Here is an 18,934-nt window from a genome sequence, read left to right as displayed (position 1 = left end):
CTCTCGAACCCTTTGACCGAGACCTCATCGCATGAAAATCACGAACCTCGCCATCAAGTACCGCACCAGCGTCATGGTGCTGACGGTGATTCTGGTCATCGGCGGGCTGTACAGTTACGTCACCATCCCGAAGGAAGCCCAGCCGTCCATCGAGATCCCGAACATCGTCGTGACGACCCTCTATCAGGGCGCGAGTCCGGACGACATCGAGTCGCTCGTCACGCAGCCCATCGAGCTCGAAGTGCAGAGCATCAACGGCATCAAAGAGATCCGCTCGACCTCCACCGAAGGCATCTCGACGGTCATCATCGAGTTCGACCCCGAAGTGTCGATGGACGACGCCTTTCAGAAGGTGCGGGACAAGGTGGACATCGCCAAGACCGACCTTCCCGAGGACGCCGAAGAGCCGATGGTGAACGAGATCGACGTGCAGGAATTTCCCATCATGACGATCAACCTCGGCGCCAACTATTCGCTCGCCCGCCTCAAGGAAGTGGCCGAGGATCTGGAGGAAGAGCTCGAATCCATTCCGAGCGTGCTCGAGGTGGACGTCGTCGGCGGGCTCGACCGAGAAGTGCAGGTGAACGTGGACCTGAATGCGCTTCAGGGCTACAACCTTACGTTCGACGACCTGATCAAGACGATCCGGAACGAGAACACGAATATTCCCGGCGGCTCGATCGACGTGGACCGGCTCAACTACCTCATCCGCGTCGACGGGGAGTTCGAGGAGCCTTCAGAGATCAACAACCTCGTCGTCAAGACGCCGGAAGAGACGCCCATCTATGTCCGCGACCTGGCCTCGGTGCTCTTCGGCTTCAAAGACCGAACGTCTTTCGCCCGGCTTCAGGAGTTTCACCGGGAAGACGAAGAAGGCAACCTCTACGCGCTGCCCGAAGAGATGACGCGGTCGGCGCAGGTCATCAGCCTCAACGTCAAGAAACGCTCCGGCGACAACATCCTCGAGACGGTCGAAGCCGTCCACGAGAAGCTCGATGCCTTCCCGATGCCGAGCGGCACACAGGTGGTCATCACGGGCGACATGAGCGAGTTTGTCAATGAACTCATCAAGGATCTCGAAAACAACATTATCAGCGGCCTCATCTTCGTCATCGCCGTGCTGCTTTTCTTCCTCGGCGTGCGCAATGCGACGCTGGTGGGCATCGCCGTTCCCCTCTCGATGTTCATCTCGTTCATCGTGCTTCAGACGCTGGGCTACACGCTGAACTTCATCATTCTCTTCAGCCTCATCATCGCGCTCGGCATGCTGGTGGACAATGCCATCGTGATCGTGGAGAACATTTACCGGTATCGCGAGGAAGGGCACGGGCGCTTCGAGGCGGCCCGGCTCGCCACGGCGGAGGTCGGCGGGGCGGTGGTTGCTTCGACGGCCACGACGGTGGCCGTGTTTGTGCCGATGCTCTTCTGGCCCGGCATCATCGGCGAGTTCATGTCGTACATGCCGCTCACGCTCATCGTGACGCTGACGTGTTCGCTCTTCGTAGCCATCGTGATCAACCCGGTCGTCACGGGATATTTCATCAAGCTCGAAGGCGAGGAGCGCCCGCCGATGAAGCGCGCGGCGAAGCTCGCCTCGGCCGTCGTCGTCGTGCTCCTGGCGATGGTGCTCGGCTTTGCGAACTGGCGCACGCTCCTCGTGCTCGCCACGGCGATCCCGCTCCTGTACCTGCTCCACGTCCGCGCCTTCAAGCCCCTCGGCGACCGCTTCGTGCGGAGCGGCCTCCCGAACCTCATCGCCCGGTACCGACGCCTCCTCGACTGGATGCTCCGGCGCGACTATTCGGTCCCCCGCGCGATGCTTCGGAACACGTTTGCGCTCGGCTCCTTCACCGGCGGACTGACCCTCCTGCTGCTCGGAAGCATCGTCGGTTCCGTGGCTCCGAAAGCGGGGGTGATCCTCCTTGTTCCGGGCGGCGTGCTGGCCGTGGTCGGTCTGCTGGGAATCGTCCTCCACACCCTGGAGAGCATCTACCTCGGCGGTCGGGCGAGCGTGAAGGGCGGTCTGGGCTTCGGCGCGCTCGCGCTCGTCGTCCTCGGCCTGATGTCGCTCGGCGCCCGCGAGGTGAGCCCGGGCACGGTGATCGAACTGATGGCGCTGCCCGCGACGATCGTCGGGGTCGGCCTGATCGGCGTGCTCACCAACCGGAAGCGGCGCACGCACCTGATCCTCACCGACAACCGAGCGCGCCTGCTCACCGGCACGCTCGGCATGCTCGTCTCGATCCTCGTCATGTACGCCATGGAGCCGACCGGCGTCGTGTTTTTCCCCGAGACCGACCCGCGTCAGATCATGGTCACGGCGGAAGGCCCGCTCGGGATGAACATCGAGGCGTCGAACGAGATCGCACAGACGGTTCAGGATCGCATCAACGAGTTGCTCGACCGGAACCCGGAAGTGAAGGCGAACATCAAGAACATGCTCGTCAACGTGGGCGTGGGCGGCGATGCGCGCTTCGGCGGAGGGGCGCCGAGCCCCGAAAAATCCCGCGTGACGCTCAACATCGTCGATTATTCGGACCGGGCGGAATCGAGCCAGATGACGCTCACCAAGCTCCGCCAACAGCTTCAGGGCATCCCCGGCGCGACCATCGAGTTCGACAAGGACCGGCAGGGGCCGCCCACGGGCGCGCCGGTGAACATCGAGGTCTCCGGGGAGAACTTCGACGAAATCGTTCGGATCACGAAGGAGATCCGGCAGCGGCTCGTCGAAGCCTCGGAGACGGGGCGCATCCCGGGGCTTGTGGACGTGACGGACGACCTGAACACGGGCCGCCCCGAGCTCAAGGTCCGGATCAACCGGGAGCGCACCGCCCGCTTCGGGCTGAACACCAGCCTCGTCGCCAGCACCGTGCGCGCCGCCATCAACGGCATCGACGCCGGGAAATACCGCACCGGCGAGGATGAATACGACATCGTCGTCCGGCTGCGGGAGGAGGACCGGGCGAACCTCGAAAGCCTGAAAAACCTGACCGTGCTCAAGGACGGGCGTCAGATCCCGCTCGTGGCCATCGCGGACCTCGAACTCTCCGGCGGTCTCGGCTCGATCACCCGCCTCGATCTCTCGCGCGTGGCCACCGTCACGGGCAACGTCGCGCCGGGGTACAACGGACAGGCCGTGCTGGGCGAAGTGCGGACGTTCCTTGCCCCCTACGTGGAGTCGCTTCCACTCGGCTATTCGGTGAAATACACCGGCGAGAACGAGGAGCAACAGGAGAGTTTCGGCTTCCTCACGGTGGTGCTCCTGGTCGGCGTCGCGCTCGTCTTCATGATCATGGTGGCGCAGTTCAATCACGTCAGCTCGCCGTTCATCATCATGGTCGCCACCGGCTTCAGCCTCATCGGCGTGATCCTCGGCCTGATCCTCACGCGGACCCCCTTCGGGCTGATGACCTTCATCGGGGTGATCAGCCTTGCCGGCATCGTGGTCAACAACAGCATCGTGCTCGTGGACTACACGATGCAGCTTCGCGCGCGGGGCATGGACAAGCACGACGCCATCATCGAAGCCGGGGCCACGCGCCTGCGCCCGGTCGTGCTGACGGCCCTCACCACCGTGATCGGCCTGATCCCGCTCACCTTCGGCATCAACGTGGACTTCGTCGGACTGCTCACCCGGCTCGACCCCGACTTCCAGTTCGGATCCGAGAACACGCAGTTCTGGGGACCGATGGGGACGGCCATCATCAGTGGGCTGACCTTTGCCACGTTCCTCACGCTCGTGATCGTGCCGATCATGTACTCGTCCTTCGACTCGCTGGCCCTTCGGCTGACCGCCCTCTTCAAGGCCGCCCCCGCGCCGGACGACGCCGCCCCGACGACCGTCGGCGACGGGTTCACGAAGACGCCCATCGCGGAGACGCGCGCGGCCATCCCGCACGAGGAGCATGGCAACGGCGCCGGAGCGGAAGTAGCCGAACCAACCGAACGGCCGTGACGCAGGGATTTGCCGGTGCTTTCGGAACCCTTCCGACCCCGGGGGCTTCATACCCGTGAAGCCCCTTTTTTTATCCTCCCGCGCCATGATCGACGTCAAAGAGGCGGTGCGTATAGCCGAAGCCTATTTCTCCGATCTGTACCACGATCAGCCCTTCACGAACGTCCTGCCCGAAGAGACCGAGTATGACGCCGACGGGCACGTCTGGCGCATCACCCTCGGCTATTCCCTGCCTCTCCCCTGGGATGCGTTCGGCTCCTACCGCCGGTATAAGGTTTTCGAGATCGACGGGAAGAAAGGCGAGGTGCGCTCGATGAAGATCCGCACGATCGAGAAGGATCATCCCTGCGGGGAAGACACCCTCCCGACCACGACCGCGCCCACCCTTCACTGGAAGTTGTGAACGCCCCCTCCGCCCTCTCTGCTCCGGTAATCTTCCCCGCACTTTCGCAAGGCTGCTCCCGGACGAACCTGCCCCGACGCGTATCTTCTCGCTTTCGTTTTCCCGGCTCTTCCTTCCATGAAAAACATCGCCGACCTGCCTGACGCGCACCTCCGGATCTTCGAGCGCCCGGACGCGCCCGCCCCGGAAGCCCTCGACGACGTGTATCTCATCGGCATCTGCGGGACGGGCATGGGATCGCTGGCGGGCCTCTTTCAGCAGGCCGGTTTTCGGGTGCGCGGTGCGGACGCCAACGTGTACCCGCCCATGAGCACCCGGCTCGCCGAACTCGGCATTCCCGTGCACCACGGCTTCGACCCGGCGCACCTCGATCCTCCGCCGGACCTCGTCGTGGTCGGGAACGCATGCACGCCCACCCACCCGGAGGCGGCGTATGCCCGCGACCGCGGCCTCGCTCAGCTCTCACTTCCCGAGGCGCTCACCCGGTACTTCATCCGCGACCGCCGCTCGCTCGTCGTCGCCGGAACGCACGGCAAGACGACCACCACGAGCATGCTCGTGCACGTGCTCCGCTCGGCGGGGCTCGACCCGGGCTTCCTCGTCGGCGGCGTGATGCGCAACGGCGGCATGAGCTATGCCGTCGGGAGCGGGCCGCACTTCGTCGTCGAGGGCGACGAATACGACAGCGCGTATTTCGACAAGCGGCCCAAGTTCATGCACTACCGGCCCACGAGCGCCCTCGTGACCTCGATGGAGTTCGACCACGCGGACATCTATGAGGGGTGGGACGACTACCGCGAGGCCTTCCGGGCCTTCGTCGCGCTCGTGCCCGAAGACGGCCTGCTTGCTCTTTGCGGCGACGACCCGGAGGTGCGCGCCCTTGCCGCCCACACGAGGGCGCGCGTCCGGCCCTACGGCCTCGACCCCGACGCCGCCGTCACCGCGCGCGACGTCCGCGCGAGCGCCGACGGGCAACGCTTCACACTCGTCGCCGACGGTCAAGCGCTCGGCGAGATCTTCCTCCCGATGAGCGGACGCCACAACCTCCTCAACGCCCTCGCCGTCTGCGCGGTCGCCCTCGACGAAGGGCTCTCCGCCGAGACGATCGCGGCAGGTTTCACGACCTTCAAGGGCATCCGGCGGCGGCAAGAGGTGCGCGGCGAGGCCGACGGCGTGCTCGTCGTGGACGACTTCGCCCATCACCCCACGGCCGTGCGCGAGACCCTCCGGGCCGCCCGCGAACGATGGCCCGAGCGACGCCTCACCGCCGTCTTCGAACCGCGCTCGAACTCCAGCCGGAGGAAAATCTTCGAGGACGGCTACCGGCAGGCATTCGACGAAGCCGACGCCGTCTTCCTCAGCGCTCCGCCGTTCCGCCATAACGACCGTCCCGAGGAGTTCATCGACATCGACCGGCTCGTTCGCAGTCTCGGCGCGCGCGGCCTCTCCGCCGCCGTCTATCCGAGCGCCGACGCCCTGCTGCCGCCGCTCGCCGCCCACCTCCGCCCCGGCGACGTGGCCCTCATCATGAGCAACGGAGGCTTCGGCGGCATCCACGAGAAGTTGCTCTCGAGGCTCGCCCGCCGCTCGAAAAGAACCGTTTCGGACCGCCAATAGTCCTTCCCGCCCCATGCCTCCCTTCACCGACGCGCGCGGACACACCCTCTCGCTCGACGCCCCCCCGCGCCGCATCGTCTCGCTCGTGCCCAGCCAGACCGAACTCCTCGCCGACCTCGGCCTCGACGCCGAAGTGGTCGGCCTGACCCGGTTTTGTGTGCATCCCGAAGGCTGGAACGCACGCAAGCGCATCGTCGGGGGGACGAAAAACGTGAACCTCGAACGGGTGCGGGCGCTCGCGCCGGATCTCGTCCTGGCCAACCTCGAGGAGAACACCCGCGCCGACGTGGAGGCGCTCGACGCCTTCGCGCGCGTCTTCGTCACCGACGTGCGGGACGTGCCGGGCGCCACGGCGATGATCCGCACCGTGGGGCGCATGACGGGACGAGCGGAAAGGGCCGATACGCTCGCCGACGAGATCGAAGCGGGCTTCGCCGGCCTCGCCGCCCGAGCGCCCCTGCGCGCCGCATACCTCATCTGGCGTAAACCGTACATGAGCGCCGGGCGCGACACCTTCATCCACGACGTGATGACGCGGGCGGGATTCGCGAACGTCTTCGCCGACCGGACGCGGTATCCCGAGGTGACGCCCGAGGCGCTCGTCGCGGCCCGCCCCGAGGTCGTGCTCCTTTCGAGCGAGCCGTTCCCCTTCTCCGAGCAACACCGCGACGAACTCCGGGCTTTCCTCCCCGACGTCCCCATCGTTTTCGTCGACGGCGAGCTTTTTTCGTGGTACGGCAGCCGCCTCCGCCGCTCCCCCGCCTATCTCGACCGCCTCCGCCGCTCCCTCGTCGACCGGCAATGAGCAAGCCGCCGCTTTCCACCCCGCCCGCCCTTCTCGTTCTCCGTTTCATTTCGTATTCTTGGGCGCCACACGTTCCCACCCTTCATCCCCGAATCCATGGCTCGTCTCCGCATCCTCATCGCCGTCCCCTTCCTCCTCACCCTCGGACTCATGAGTTGTGACAAAGCGCCCGCTCCCGACGAAGAGCTTCGGGCGAAGGCTTTCGAACTCGCGCACGAATACATCATCGTGGACGGGCACATCGACGTGCCGTATCGGCTCCGCGAACACGAGGAAGACGTCACGGGAGCCACCGTGGGCGGCGACTTCGACTACCCCCGCGCCAGAGCCGGCGGCCTCGACGCCCCGTTCATGTCGATCTACCTCCCCGCCCGGCTCCAGGACACGCCCGGCGCCTCGAAGGCCCTCGCCGACTCGCTCATCGACATGGTGGAGGGCCTCGTCGCGCGCGCGCCGGACAAGTTTGCCCTCGCCGCCTCCGTCGAGGACGTCCGCCGAAACCATGAGAAGGGCCTGATCTCGCTGCCGATGGGCATGGAGAACGGCTCCGGCATCGAGGACGACCTCGCCAACCTCACGCATTTTTACGAGCGCGGCATCCGGTACATCACGCTCACCCACGCGACGGACAACCGCATCTCCGACTCTTCGTACGACACCACCGGCACGTGGGGCGGGCTCAGTCCTTTCGGCGAGGACGTCGTCCGTGAGATGAACCGCCTCGGCATCATCGTCGACGTCTCACACATCTCCGACGCCGCGTTCGAAGACGTGATGCGCGTCACCGAAGCGCCGGTCTTCGCCTCGCACTCTTCCGTGCGGCACTTCACGCCCGGATGGGAGCGCAACATGAGCGACGACCTCATCAGGACCCTTGCCGAACGCGGCGGCGTCATCATGATCAACTTCGGCTCCTCGTTCCTCCGCTCCGAGTACGCCGACGAAGGGGCGGCCATCCGCGAAGAGATCCGGAAAGAGATGGAGAAGCGCGGGCTTTCGGAGGACGACCCCGAGGGCTTTGCCTTTTATGCCGAACAGCGGCGCGCCCATCCCGTCGGCTCCGTGGCCGACGTGGCCGATCACATCGACTACGTGGTCGATCTCGTCGGCATCGATCACGTGGGCCTCGGCTCCGACTTCGACGGCGTATTCGCCCTTCCGGAGGGCCTTCAGGATGTTTCCGAATACCCGAACCTCGTCGCAGAGCTTCTCCGGCGCGGCTACTCGGATGAGGACCTCGAGAAGGTTCTCGGCGGCAATGCGTTGCGGGTATGGGCCGAGGTCGAGCGCGTGGCCCGGGAAAAGCAGGCGGCCTCAGGGGCGTCGGCCGCCCCGTCTACCCCTCATGATCGCCCATGAGATGACGCACCTCCCGTTGTCGTGACGGCAACCCGTCGCCCCTCATCAGGTCGGAGGCCTGACGTGGGATCCGAACGACGAAAATGCTTCCGGCCTCTTTCTCGCTCTCGACGAAGATCTCGCCGTCCATCATGTCCAGAAGGTTCTTAGCGACGGCCAACCCCAGGCCCATGCCGTTGAAGCTCCGGTCCAGTCCGCTCGATTCCTGCGTGAAGGCTTCGAAGAGTTGCGGCGTGAAGGCGGGGCTGATGCCCACCCCCGTATCCTCCACACGGATGTCCACGTGCGCACGGTCCATCTCCGCCCGGACGGTCACGCCGCCTCGCTCGGTAAACTTGAGCGCATTCGAGACCAGGTGGCCGACGATGCGGTGCACGGCCAGATAATCGGCGACGATGATGTAGGGGCGCTCGGGCGCCTCGAAGAGGAGGTGGAGGCCGCGCGCGTCCGCTTCGGTCTGGTACAGCGCCAGCACTTCCCGGATGAGCGCGGCGAGATCGAAGGGCATCGGCCTCAGTTCCATGCTTCCGCTTTCGAGCTGGGCCAGATCGAGCACGGCGTTGAGCGTATCCATCAGCCGGCGTCCGTTCTTGTGGATCAGCCCGGCGAACTCACGCCCCTCGGCGGAGGCGCTCCGGCTCAGGATATCGGCGAAACCGATGATGGCCGTCAGCGGCGTGCGCACCTCGTGGTTCATGTTCGTCAGAAGGGCCGACTTGAGCCGGTTGAGCGCTTCCGCCCGATCGATGGCCGCCACGAGGTCGCGTTCGTACGCCTTCGTCTCCGTCTGATCGACGCGGTATCCGATGACGTGATCGACCGCGCCGTCCGCGCCGAGCACCGGGACGGCCACATGAAACAGATGCCGCACCGTTCCGTCGGGGAGACGCATCGTCTCCTCGAGGTCGCTGATTTCTTTCCGCGCCACGACCTGCATGATCCACTCGTGCCGTTGCCGGTACAGCGAGGCGTTGCGCTCGAAGTCGCGCCCGAGCTCTTCCGTTGTCTTGCCGATCATCCGGTCGAGGCGGGTTTCGCTCTCGGCTTCGGCGGCCCGGTTCGCCCATACGAACCGTCCTTCGGCATCGAGCACCTCCACGGCGATGGGCAGTTCGTGGAGCACGTTCTCATAGAAGGAGCGGAGCGTGGCGGCCGCCGCTTCGGCCTGCTTCCGCGCGCCCTGCGCCCGGAGCCGCTCCACGGCGATCTGCGCCAGGTCGTCCAGCGCCGCGAGGACCCTCGGCGAGGCTCCCGGGGCCTCGTCGCCGAAGACGCACAGCGTGCCCCATGCCGCTTCGTTCGGCTCCCGCAGCGGCATCCCGGCGGCAAAACAGCGCCCGGAAGCCCTCCCTTTCCGCCCTCTCGAACCGCCGGGACACTCCGTCTCCTGTGCGAGCGGCGCGCCCTTCCGAAGCACTTCGTCGCAAAAAGCCAGCGTCTCGGCCCCGAGCAGCCCCTTCCGCCCCCACAGAGCCACGATCCGGTGCCGACCTTCGGGGCCCACGAGCGAGAGCGCCGCCAGCGACATATCACATGCCTGCACCGCGATGCGGGCGAGGCGCGTCATGAATCCTTCCTGATCCGGTCCCGGCATTTCTCTCCCATGTGGAGGTTCAGGAACCGGCGCCCGTACTTCTGAGCTACCAAACATGCTGTCTCGCCTGTGGAGAAATCCGTATATGACCCGCCGCACCGACGGGGGGATCGGTGTCGACGTACTCCATCGATGGGGGGAAGAAAAGGGCGTCTCCCGCGCCGACATAAAAACTCCGGGAGAACGTCTGAAAAACGAACACGATGGTTCATTCCAGAACGCCGTGGGAGCAATTATGCGCCGGAAGGGTGGTGGGGTTTCCGGCTTTATTCAGCGTCAGGTCCCTTTTCAATCATCAGGCCAAACTCAGGGTGTGCGGTGCGAAGGTACGAATACTGCGCCTCTTTCGAAACCTCATCGTCAAATGACCGGCCCGGAGACGGTTCAATGACGGTTCGGCCGGTCCGCAAACCGGAAGCGGGTCCTTTCGGACGGACGCATGACCAGACGCAACACGTCGCGTGATCGGAATCCTGAGCAACGGCGAAACCCGTTGATATGGAGCCTGACGCGCGCCCAGCGCACGCGGCACACGCCGTCGCGTTCAGGCGGGCGGCGACCAGGCCTCCATCTTGTCCCGGACGTACGCCGCCACGTTCTCTTTCGGGAGGCGTGCCTGCGCCATCGTGTCGCGCTCGCGGACCGTCACCGTGCCGTCTTCGAGCGTCTGGCCGTCGACGGTGATGCAATACGGCGTGCCGACTTCGTCCATCCGGCGATAGCGCCGCCCGATGGCCCCCTTTTCGTCGTAGACGGTGTAGAAATGCGGCTGGAGGTCCGCCTGCAGGGCGCGCGCCACCTCCGGCATCCCCCCTTTCTTGACGAGCGGAAACACCGCCGCCTTGATCGGCGCAAGCTTCGGGTGGAAGCGAAGCAGGTTGCGCGGTTCGCCGTTGACCTCCTCCTCGTGATACGCATCGCACAGGAGCATCAGGATCGTCCGATCGAGTCCGGCCGACGTCTCGACCACGTACGGGATGTACCGCTCGTGCGTGTGCGGATCGAAGTATTCCATCTTTTTCCCGGAGAACTCCTGGTGCCGCCTCAGGTCGTAGTCCGTGCGCGAGTGGACGCCCTCGACCTCCTGCCATCCGATGGGAAACTCGTACTGAACGTCGTGGGCGGCGTCGGCATAGTGGGCGAACTTCTCGTGCTCGTGCCACCGCAGTTTTTCCGGGCGGACGCCGTTGTCGACGTGCCATTGCATACGCCGCTCGCGCCACATCTCATAGGCTTCCATCTGTGCGCCCGGCTTGACGAAATACTGCATCTCCATCTGTTCGAACTCGCGCATCCGGAAGATGAACTGCCGCGCCACGATCTCGTTGCGGAACGCCTTTCCGATCTGGGCAATGCCGAACGGGATCTGCAACCGGGCCGTCTCGCGCACGTTGTGGAAGTTGACGAAGATGCCCTGCGCCGTCTCGGGGCGGAGATAGATGCGGTTCTCCTCTTCCGTCAGGGGGCCGATGTGGGTGGAGAACATGAGGTTGAACTGCCGCACCTCGGTCCAGTCGAAAGCGCCGGAGTCGGGCGAGCGGATCTCCTCCTCCATGATGAGGTCGTACAGCGCGCCGCACATGTCCTCGGCGTTCAGGGCCTGCACGAGCCTTTCGTACACCGCCTCGGCGCGTTCCTCCTTGCCCTTCTTTCGCAGCCGCGCGATATGCCCTTCGATGAGTTGATCGGCGCGATAGCGCATCTTCGACTGCCGGTCGTCGATGAGCGGATCGTTGAACGCGTCGACGTGGCCCGAGGCTTTCCACACCTTCGGATGCATGAGGATGGCCGCGTCCAGCCCGACGACGTTGTCGTTCCGGTAGACCATCGCGTTCCACCAGCGTTCCCGAACGTTGCGTTTGAGTTCAACGCCGAGGGGGCCGTAGTCGTACGTAGCCGCCAGCCCGCCGTAGATTTCGGAAGACTGGAAGATGAACCCGCGCCGCTTGCTCAGCGAGACGATTTTTTCGAAAAGGTCGCTCATGATTCGAGACGGAAGACGAGGTGGGAGCGCCGGTTGCCGAAGCGCGCCGGCCGCTAAGAAAAAAGGCACCTCGACGGGGAGATGCCTGTATGACGGACCGGAAAACTACCGGCTCCCGCCCTTGGTTTCAATGTTTTCACTTGAAATCTGAATGATTTAGAGGAAGCGTGACCCGATCAGGCCGGCTTGCTCGTCTGGTAGGATGTATATCCGCCCCATGCTTCACCTGTTGCCCGTCATACCGTACGCCGTGCTCGTCGCGGCCTTCGCCGGGGGTTGCCTCGCGCGTCACGTGCGCCCGCGCCGGTGGTGGGGCCTTCAGATCGCCGCCGTGGGGCTGCCGTTCACCGCGCTTGCGCTCGCCGCGCTCACGCCGGTCGTCCTTCCGCTCGCTCCGGACGCGCTCGTCGGGGTCCACCTGGCGCTGCTGGCGCTCATCGCCGTGCGTTTCGTCCCGTGGCCTCGTCTCGTCCGCCGGAAGCGGCCCGTCCCGGCTTCGGCGCTGACGGTGATGACGTTCAACGCGCACACCCGCCGCCGTCTGCCGCGCCGCCATCCGCTCTTCGACCTCCTCCGGCGGGAGCGGCCCGACCTCCTGGCGCTTCAGGAGCCCGTCCTTGCCAACCTCCTGCCGCTCGCCCGGATCTATCCCGCCTCCGAGCCGCCGTTCTTCGCCGAACCCCTGCGTCGGCACTACGACCTGCCCCTTCCCTTCGACTGGCTCATCCCCAACCCCATCGTCACGCGCCTCGAAGTGCTCGAACTGACCCGCCTGCCCTTCGGGGAGGGCGGCGGCGTCACACGGGCGCGGGTGCGGTGGGACGGGCGCGAGTTCGTCGTGTACGACGCGCACCTCCGCTCGTTCACCTTCGCCCGGCCGTGGCGGCGGCGTGGGGGTGCGCCCTTCGCCTGGCGCGGGCAGCTCCGTCGCCTCCGGGAAGACGTCTGCTCCCGAGCCGATCAGGCGGACCGCCTCCGCACACGCCTCGACGCCGAAACGCTCCCCTTCCTCCTCTGCGGCGACCTCAACGCCACCCCCCACGAGTGGGCCTATCGCCGCCTCGCCACGGGACTCCGGGACGCCTTCGCACACGCGGGCCGGGGATGGGGCGCGACCTACCATGCCCGCCGTCCGCTCTTCCGCATCGACTATGTCTTCGTCGGCCCGCAGTGGCGCATCCTCTCGGCGCACGTCCCCGCCTTCGCGCTCTCCGACCACCGCCCCGTCATCGTCCGGCTCTCGCTCTGAGATCACATCAACCCGCGCTCGGCGAGCGAGGTGTATCCGGCTCCGGCGATGATGAGATGGTCGTGCACGGGAATGCCCATGAGCTTCCCCGCCTCGACGAGTTGCCGCGTGATGCGGATGTCCTCGCGGCTCGGCTCCGGGTTGCCCGACGGGTGGTTGTGGAGACAGATGACGGCGGCGGCGTTCTCGAGGATGGCCCGTCGGAAGACGCCCCTCGGCTCGACGATGCTCGCTGCCAGCCCGCCCTCGCTCACCGTCTCGTCGCCGATGATATAGTTGGCCGTGTTCAGAAGGACGATCTTGAACACCTCGCGCTTGAGGTCGCGCATGAGCGGTCCATAGACGGCGGCCACGTCTTCGGGCGTGCGCACCTGCACCCGCTCGCCGCCACGCTGCGACTCCACCCGCCGCCCGATTTCGAACGCGGCCATGAGCTTCACCGCTTTCGCCCGTCCCACCCCCCTCACGCGCGTCATCTCCTTCATCTCACGCTTCGAGAGGTTGTGGAGCGAAGGATACGCCTGAAGGAGCGCCCGCCCGAGTTGCACGGCGGAGACCGGGCCGTCCTTCGTATGCGTGCCCGTGCCGAAGATGAGCGCGATCAACTCGGCGTCGGTGAGAGCGGCGGGACCGCGCGCGATGAGCTTCTCCCGGGGACGATCCGCCTCGTCCCATTGATGGATGGGCGCGTGATACCGGATCTCCGGCTCACCCGCCGGCATGATGGAGGGAAGGGCTTCGTTGGACATGGCGCTTCGGGAAAACGTGATACGGTGCGGACGCCTCGGCGTCCTCGTCCCCTAAACACACAACCGGCCCGATTCATAACCTTCCGCCCCGGAAAAACGCCTCTCAGCGGAGCGCCGACAGCCCTGCCTCGATGCGGTCCATGGCCTTTTCGAGGTCCTCCATCGAGGCGGCATAGGAGAGGCGCACGCCGCCGGGCGCGCCGAAGGCATGGCCGGGCACGAGCGCCACGTCGTGGGCTTCGAGAAGGTAGAAGCACAGGTCTTCACTCCCTTCGATGGTCTTTCCCTCCGGCGTCTTTCGCCCGAAATAGTCCGCCACCTCGGGGAACACGTAGAACGCCCCTTCCGGCTTCGGGCAGCGCACCCCCTCGAGGGCGGCGAGGCGCTCGAGCACGTAGTCGCGGCGCGCGCGGAAGGCGGCCACCATCGCCCGGATCGGCTCCATGTCCATGGCGAGGGCGGCCACGCCCGCTTTCTGCGTGATGCTGCACGGCGCGGAGGTGAACTGGCTCTGCACCTTCGCGGCAGCCTTCGTGATCGCCGTCTCCGCCGCCAGATAGCCCAGCCGCCACCCCGTCATCGCATAGCCCTTCGAGAAACCGTTGATCGTGATCGTCCGCTCCTTCATCCCCGGAAGCGACGCGAAAGAGACGTGCTCGGCGTCATAGACGATGTACTCGTAGATCTCGTCGGAGAGGACGTAGACCTGCGGGTGTCGTCGAAGCACCCCGGCGAGCGCTTCGAGCTCCGACGGCGAATAGACCGATCCGGTCGGGTTCGAGGGCGAGCACAGGACGAGCATCCGCGTACGCTCGGTCAGGGCGGCTTCGAGGGTTTCCGGGGTGAGGCGATAGTCGTTCTCGACCGTCGCGGGCACGATGACCGGCTCGGCTCCGGCAAAACGGGTCATCTCGGGATAGCTCACCCAGTACGGCGCGGGGATGAGCACCTCGTCCCCGGGACGAGCGAGCACCGCAATGGTGAGCGCGAGCGACTGTTTTGCGCCGTTCGAGCACAGGATCTGATCGGGCGTGTACGCGAGGTCGTTGTCGCGCGCGAGCTTCTCACAGATGGCTTCCCGAAGCTCCGGCATCCCGGCATTCATCGTATAGTGGGTGAAGCCCTCCCGGATCGCCGCCACGGCGGCGTCGGCGATGGGCGCCGGCGTGTCGAAGTCGGGCTCGCCCGCGCTCAGGCTGACGACGGGGAAACCCGCCCGGATGCGCTCTTTGGCGCGCGCCGTCATCGCCAGCGTGGCCGACGGCTTCATCGCCGCCACGTTCGGGTTGAAAGTCGGTTCGGATACGGTCATACGTTCGAAGCTCAAGGGTTGATGTACGCGGCTAAAAAGTTACGCCCGCGCTCCGAAACCCGGAACTGCTCCCCGGGAAGATTCCGGGGAGTTTGAGAGGGAACGAAGCCGCGAGAGTCGGCCCGGTCGGCCGAGTCACTTCCGTTTTGCCCGGAGCGCTTCGAGCACCGGAGGCGGCACGAACGACGACACGTCTCCGCCCCACCGGTGGATCTCACGGACGAGCGAGGCGTGGATGAGCGCGTGCGCCTCGGAGGGCATGAGGAAGACCGTTTCGAGCCCCGGATGCAGGCGACGGTTGGCGAAGAGCATGCGGTACTCATAGTCGAAGTCGCTCACCTGCCGGAGCCCGCGCACCTGCGCCGTCGCCCCACGCGCCCGCGCATAGTCCATGAGCAACCCCTCGAACGTCGCCACGGTCACGCCCGGCAGATGGGCGGCGCACCGGCGGATGAGATCGCAGCGTTCTTCGAGTGTGAAGAGCGGCGTCTTGCCCACGTTGACGGCCACGGTCACCTCCACCCGGTCAAACAGCCGACAGGCCCGTTCGAGAACGTCGAGGTGTCCGTTCGTGAACGGATCGAAAGTGCCGGGATAGAGCGCGAGGGTCATGGCGATGTGCGGGCTTCAGGTCCTGAGCCGCCGGCGCCTTCTGCGGCGTCCCCTTCGGCGGCGTCTCCTTCGGCGGCGTCTCCTTCGGCGGCGTCCCCTTCGGCGGCGGGGGCTTCCTCTTTCCGGAAGACGGAGACGATGGTGCGGCCGTACGAACGGGTCGTTTCGAGCGAGGGATGCGCCTCGAAGCGGTGACGCCGGTCGTGTTCGAGGACGAACAGACAGCCCGGCTTCAGGCTCCGGAGGGCCAGATCAGGCAGGCGCGGGAGGGCGGGGAGATCATACGGCGGATCGGCGAGGATCAGGTCGAAAGGCGGGCCGTGATACCGCTCGAGGTACAGGACGGCGTCGGCACGAAAGAAGACGCAATACTCCTCCACCCCGAGTTCGGCGGCATTGCGTCGGGTGTATTTGAGCACGCGTCCGTCCTTTTCCACGAACGTGACCGCATGCGCCCCCCGGCTGACGGCCTCGAAACCGAGCGCGCCCGTGCCCGCGAAGAGATCGAGCACGTCGGCCCCTTCGAGCGACATACGGCTCTCGATGAGGCTGAAGAGCGACTCCCGCGTGCGATCGGTCGTGGGGCGGGTCAGGTGGCCGCGGGGGGCATGCAGGCTTCTCCGACGCAGGCGTCCGCTGATGATGCGCATGGGAAGAGGAGGTTATGGTTCCGATAGACGCGTCTCTCAACCCGCTACGCCCCCGGACGGTTTCCCCCGGGCGCCGCGTGAACCGAGCGTCTCAGAGCGTGACGCCGATGCACGGCGCATACGCTTCGACGTCGAACTCCGAGGACAGGCTGCTCGGGTCGAGGTCCACGACGGGGATGGCGTTGAGTTTCACCGGCATGCTTTCGAAGAGCTTCTCGAACAGTTCGAAGGCTCCCACCTTGAGTTCGACGCCGTAGAAGAACACCCGACCGACGTCCGACGGCGTCAGGCCGAGGTGATCGAGCAGCGCGAGCGTGAAGTATGCGGCGTCGGCGGGAGCGCCGGGGTCGAAAGGCTGGCTGAACCGCCACTGTCCCTGCCGCGTGATCAGGCCCTCGACGTGGGTGGGATACCAGCCCAGCGACAGGGTATACGGAGCGTCTTCGGGCGGGGCGAGGCCTTTGGAAACGAGGCGATTGAGCGTGTTCGCCACCCCGTGCATGCTCGTCATGAGGCGGAAGGCATGGGCCGGGAGCACACGCAGGACCCGCTCGAAGCGGGTATGGATGACCCGGGGCACGGCCAGGACCTGATGCCACGTCACCGCCGCTCCGTCCGCCAGGGTCGCCTCACAGGCGACGTCGGAGGTGAGGTGCACGCCGCCGAAGCGGCCGCCTTCGGTCAGCAGCGCCGCCTCGCGGCGAAGCTGCGTCTCCGTCGCCGGCGCGGGCGTCCCGGCGGCCACCGGAGAAAAAAACGCCAACCCCTCCGGTGGATGCGCCACCACGCGCACTTCGGAAGCAACCGAGCCGCTGAACACGTCGCCGATGGCTTCGGAGACCGTCTCGAGATGCGCCGGATCCCGGCGCTCGAACACCTCGTGGGCCACGTCGAATTCGAAGTCGCAACTGCCCAGCCGAAGGAGACGGTAGCGTCCGTCGATCTGCTCTACTTCGGCATAACGCATGACGCTACCATAGAGATCGATGCCTGCTCGTGCCTGTGCATCCATACGCCACTGCGAATGATCGCTGCGAATGATCGTGGGATTCTGGGCCGGAGCCGGGTCCCCTCAAGCCCTCCGGAACGGGGCCGACCTCACATCCCCGGCGGACAGGCCGTGGCGGTCAACGCTCACTCCCAATTGGCGGCATTGAGCAGGGTGACGTCGGGGATCAGCGAGCCGATCTGATCGTCGGAATCGGGGTCCTTGAGCAGATAAATCTTCACCTTGGCCGTATCGTTCACCGCATACTCGAAAGGCTTGCCGGTGCGCGGCGAGTACGGGAGCGAGTCCGGGTTGACCGGACCGCCGAAAATGCTGTCGGCATGGAGCATGAACACGGAGTCCGTCTTGACATACATCACGAGCGAGTCGAGCGTAAGCGGAAAACGATCCTTGTCGCGCTCATAGAGCACCAGCGCCGTGCGCACGTCATCCATTCGTTCGCGCGTCAGACGCGTCAATTCCTTCTGCCGTTCAATCACCTTGTACGGCTCGGTGATGGAGACGTAGAGATAGTAGGCAAGTATGACGATGACAATGCCCAGAACGATCTGGAGGGCAACTCGGAAACGCTGGCCCATTATGCGTCGTGCTCCGATATGGTTTGTGCAAAAAAGATGGCGGGAAGTCCGCTCGAAGGGGAAGAAGGGGTCCGAACGGAACGCGGGAAAATACAGGTCGCCTTCCCGAAATGCAACCGCGCGCCGCGCGCCGCTCCGAACCCGGCGAACCGGCGGGTTGCTTTCCGGCGCGCCTTTTTCTAGACTATCGCGTTCGTCAATAGTTGCTTCCAAGCTTTCCGATTCTTCGTGACCGACCTGCTGATCAACATCGACCACGTAGCCACCCTCCGCAACGCGCGCCGGGAAAGCTTCCCTGATCCGGTCCAGGCGGCGGTTCTGTGCGAACTTGCCGGCGCGGACGGCATCGTCTTCCACCTCCGGGAAGACCGCCGGCACATCACCGACCGAGACGTGCGCCTGCTCCGGGAGACCGTGCGCGGCAAACTCGATTTCGAACTCTCCACGAATACGGAGATCGTGCAGATTTGCTGTGAGACGCGGCCCGACCTCGCCACGCTCGTTCCCGAACGGCGCGAGGAGGTCACCACCGAAGGCGGCCTCGACGTGGTCGGGCATCGGGCGCGGCTGCGCGAGACGATCCCGCGCCTCTTCGACGCGGGCATCCGGGAGGTGGCGCTCTTCGTCGACCCCGAGCCCGATCAGATCGAAGCCTCGCGGGAGGTGGGCGCCAATGCCATCGAGCTGCACACGGGCGACTTCGCCAACGCGCCGACGCCGGAAACCCGCGCCGCCGTCGGCGAGCGCCTGGCCGCAGCCGCCCGGCAGGCGCACACGCTCGGGCTGAGCGTTCACGCCGGGCACGGCCTCGACTACGCGAACTACCCGCTGTTCCGGCGCCTCGTCCCGCACGTCTCCGAGGTGTCCATCGGCTTCGCCGTCATCGCCCGCGCCGTGCTCGTGGGGCTCGACCGCGCCGTCCGGGACCTGCGAAAGCTGGTCAAGGGGTAGGCGTCATCGGCTCCCCTGCGGCTCGTGTCATCGGCTCCCCTGCGGCTCGTGTCAACGGCTCCCCTGCGGCTCGCGTCAACTCTCAAAAAAAAGAGCGCCCCCGAAAA

The 18,934-nt window shown here is 65.8% G+C and carries 15 protein-coding genes; 7 read left to right on the top strand and 8 right to left on the bottom strand.

Annotated elements, in window-relative coordinates; all coding sequences use genetic code 11:
- The first annotated feature begins 31 nt into the window (after positions 1-31).
- The 5 genes from AC1HIY_RS13025 to AC1HIY_RS13005 all read left to right on the top strand — a co-directional run bounded on the left by AC1HIY_RS13025 (position 32) and on the right by AC1HIY_RS13005 (position 8,139).
- Complete coding sequence (locus AC1HIY_RS13025) at positions 32-3,955, top strand: efflux RND transporter permease subunit (RefSeq protein WP_479577180.1); 3,924 nt, start codon at positions 32-34, stop codon at positions 3,953-3,955.
- Between the two features lie 85 nt (positions 3,956-4,040).
- Positions 4,041-4,358, top strand: a complete 318-nt coding sequence (locus tag AC1HIY_RS13020; RefSeq protein ID WP_479577179.1) for a hypothetical protein — start codon at positions 4,041-4,043, stop codon at positions 4,356-4,358.
- Positions 4,359-4,475: 117 nt separating this feature from the next.
- Positions 4,476-5,975 (top strand): UDP-N-acetylmuramate:L-alanyl-gamma-D-glutamyl-meso-diaminopimelate ligase, encoded by a 1,500-nt coding sequence (gene mpl, locus AC1HIY_RS13015; protein WP_479577178.1) that lies wholly within the window; start codon positions 4,476-4,478, stop codon positions 5,973-5,975.
- A gap of 13 nt (positions 5,976-5,988) precedes the next feature.
- The gene (locus AC1HIY_RS13010) at positions 5,989-6,780 is read left to right on the top strand and encodes a helical backbone metal receptor (RefSeq protein ID WP_479577177.1); all 792 of its coding nucleotides are present in this window, start codon (positions 5,989-5,991) and stop codon (positions 6,778-6,780) included.
- A 96-nt stretch (positions 6,781-6,876) separates the two neighbouring features.
- Positions 6,877-8,139 carry a dipeptidase gene (locus tag AC1HIY_RS13005; RefSeq protein WP_479577176.1) on the top strand — a complete coding sequence of 421 codons (1,263 nt, stop codon included), beginning with the start codon at positions 6,877-6,879 and terminating at the stop codon, positions 8,137-8,139.
- On the opposite strand, the gene AC1HIY_RS13000 is transcribed toward AC1HIY_RS13005, so the two are convergent.
- Together AC1HIY_RS13000 and AC1HIY_RS12995 are read right to left on the bottom strand one after the other, a co-directional pair.
- A complete protein-coding gene (locus AC1HIY_RS13000) occupies positions 8,117-9,706 on the bottom strand; it encodes a sensor histidine kinase (protein WP_479577175.1) in 1,590 nt (529 codons plus the stop codon). The genes AC1HIY_RS13005 and AC1HIY_RS13000 overlap by 23 nt on opposite strands.
- A gap of 571 nt (positions 9,707-10,277) precedes the next feature.
- Positions 10,278-11,717, bottom strand: a complete 1,440-nt coding sequence (locus tag AC1HIY_RS12995; RefSeq protein ID WP_479577174.1) for a glycine--tRNA ligase — start codon at positions 11,715-11,717, stop codon at positions 10,278-10,280.
- A gap of 202 nt (positions 11,718-11,919) precedes the next feature.
- On the opposite strand from AC1HIY_RS12995, the gene AC1HIY_RS12990 reads away from it, so the two are divergent.
- Positions 11,920-12,966 (top strand): endonuclease/exonuclease/phosphatase family protein, encoded by a 1,047-nt coding sequence (locus AC1HIY_RS12990; RefSeq protein WP_479577173.1) that lies wholly within the window; start codon positions 11,920-11,922, stop codon positions 12,964-12,966.
- 2 nt (positions 12,967-12,968) lie between these two features.
- Here AC1HIY_RS12990 and radC read toward each other — a convergent pair whose 3' ends face one another.
- From radC to AC1HIY_RS12960, 6 genes are all read right to left on the bottom strand, one after another.
- The gene (gene radC, locus AC1HIY_RS12985; RefSeq protein WP_479577172.1) at positions 12,969-13,715 is read right to left on the bottom strand and encodes a RadC family protein; all 747 of its coding nucleotides are present in this window, start codon (positions 13,713-13,715) and stop codon (positions 12,969-12,971) included.
- A 103-nt stretch (positions 13,716-13,818) separates the two neighbouring features.
- Complete coding sequence (locus AC1HIY_RS12980) at positions 13,819-15,027, bottom strand: pyridoxal phosphate-dependent aminotransferase (RefSeq protein WP_479577171.1); 1,209 nt, start codon at positions 15,025-15,027, stop codon at positions 13,819-13,821.
- Positions 15,028-15,162: 135 nt separating this feature from the next.
- Positions 15,163-15,639, bottom strand: a complete 477-nt coding sequence (gene coaD / locus AC1HIY_RS12975) for a pantetheine-phosphate adenylyltransferase (RefSeq protein WP_456427371.1) — start codon at positions 15,637-15,639, stop codon at positions 15,163-15,165.
- On the bottom strand, positions 15,636-16,289 hold the full coding sequence (rsmD, locus tag AC1HIY_RS12970) for a 16S rRNA (guanine(966)-N(2))-methyltransferase RsmD (RefSeq protein ID WP_479577170.1): 654 nt from the start codon (positions 16,287-16,289) through the stop codon (positions 15,636-15,638). The genes coaD and rsmD overlap by 4 nt, the downstream gene beginning before the upstream one ends.
- Before the next feature lie 91 nt (positions 16,290-16,380).
- Positions 16,381-17,301 (bottom strand): hypothetical protein, encoded by a 921-nt coding sequence (locus AC1HIY_RS12965; RefSeq protein ID WP_479577169.1) that lies wholly within the window; start codon positions 17,299-17,301, stop codon positions 16,381-16,383.
- A 122-nt stretch (positions 17,302-17,423) separates the two neighbouring features.
- Entirely contained in the window at positions 17,424-18,134 is a 711-nt protein-coding gene (locus AC1HIY_RS12960; protein ID WP_479577168.1) for a hypothetical protein, read from the bottom strand.
- Here AC1HIY_RS12960 and AC1HIY_RS12955 point away from each other — a divergent pair.
- On the top strand, positions 18,105-18,827 hold the full coding sequence (locus AC1HIY_RS12955; protein ID WP_479577167.1) for a pyridoxine 5'-phosphate synthase: 723 nt from the start codon (positions 18,105-18,107) through the stop codon (positions 18,825-18,827). The genes AC1HIY_RS12960 and AC1HIY_RS12955 overlap by 30 nt on opposite strands.
- Positions 18,828-18,934 lie beyond the last annotated feature (107 nt).

The organism is Rhodocaloribacter sp. (assembly GCF_056451265.1).
The sequence above is the reverse complement of the archived record's forward strand: the minus strand, read 5'-3'. Positions and strand labels throughout refer to the sequence as shown.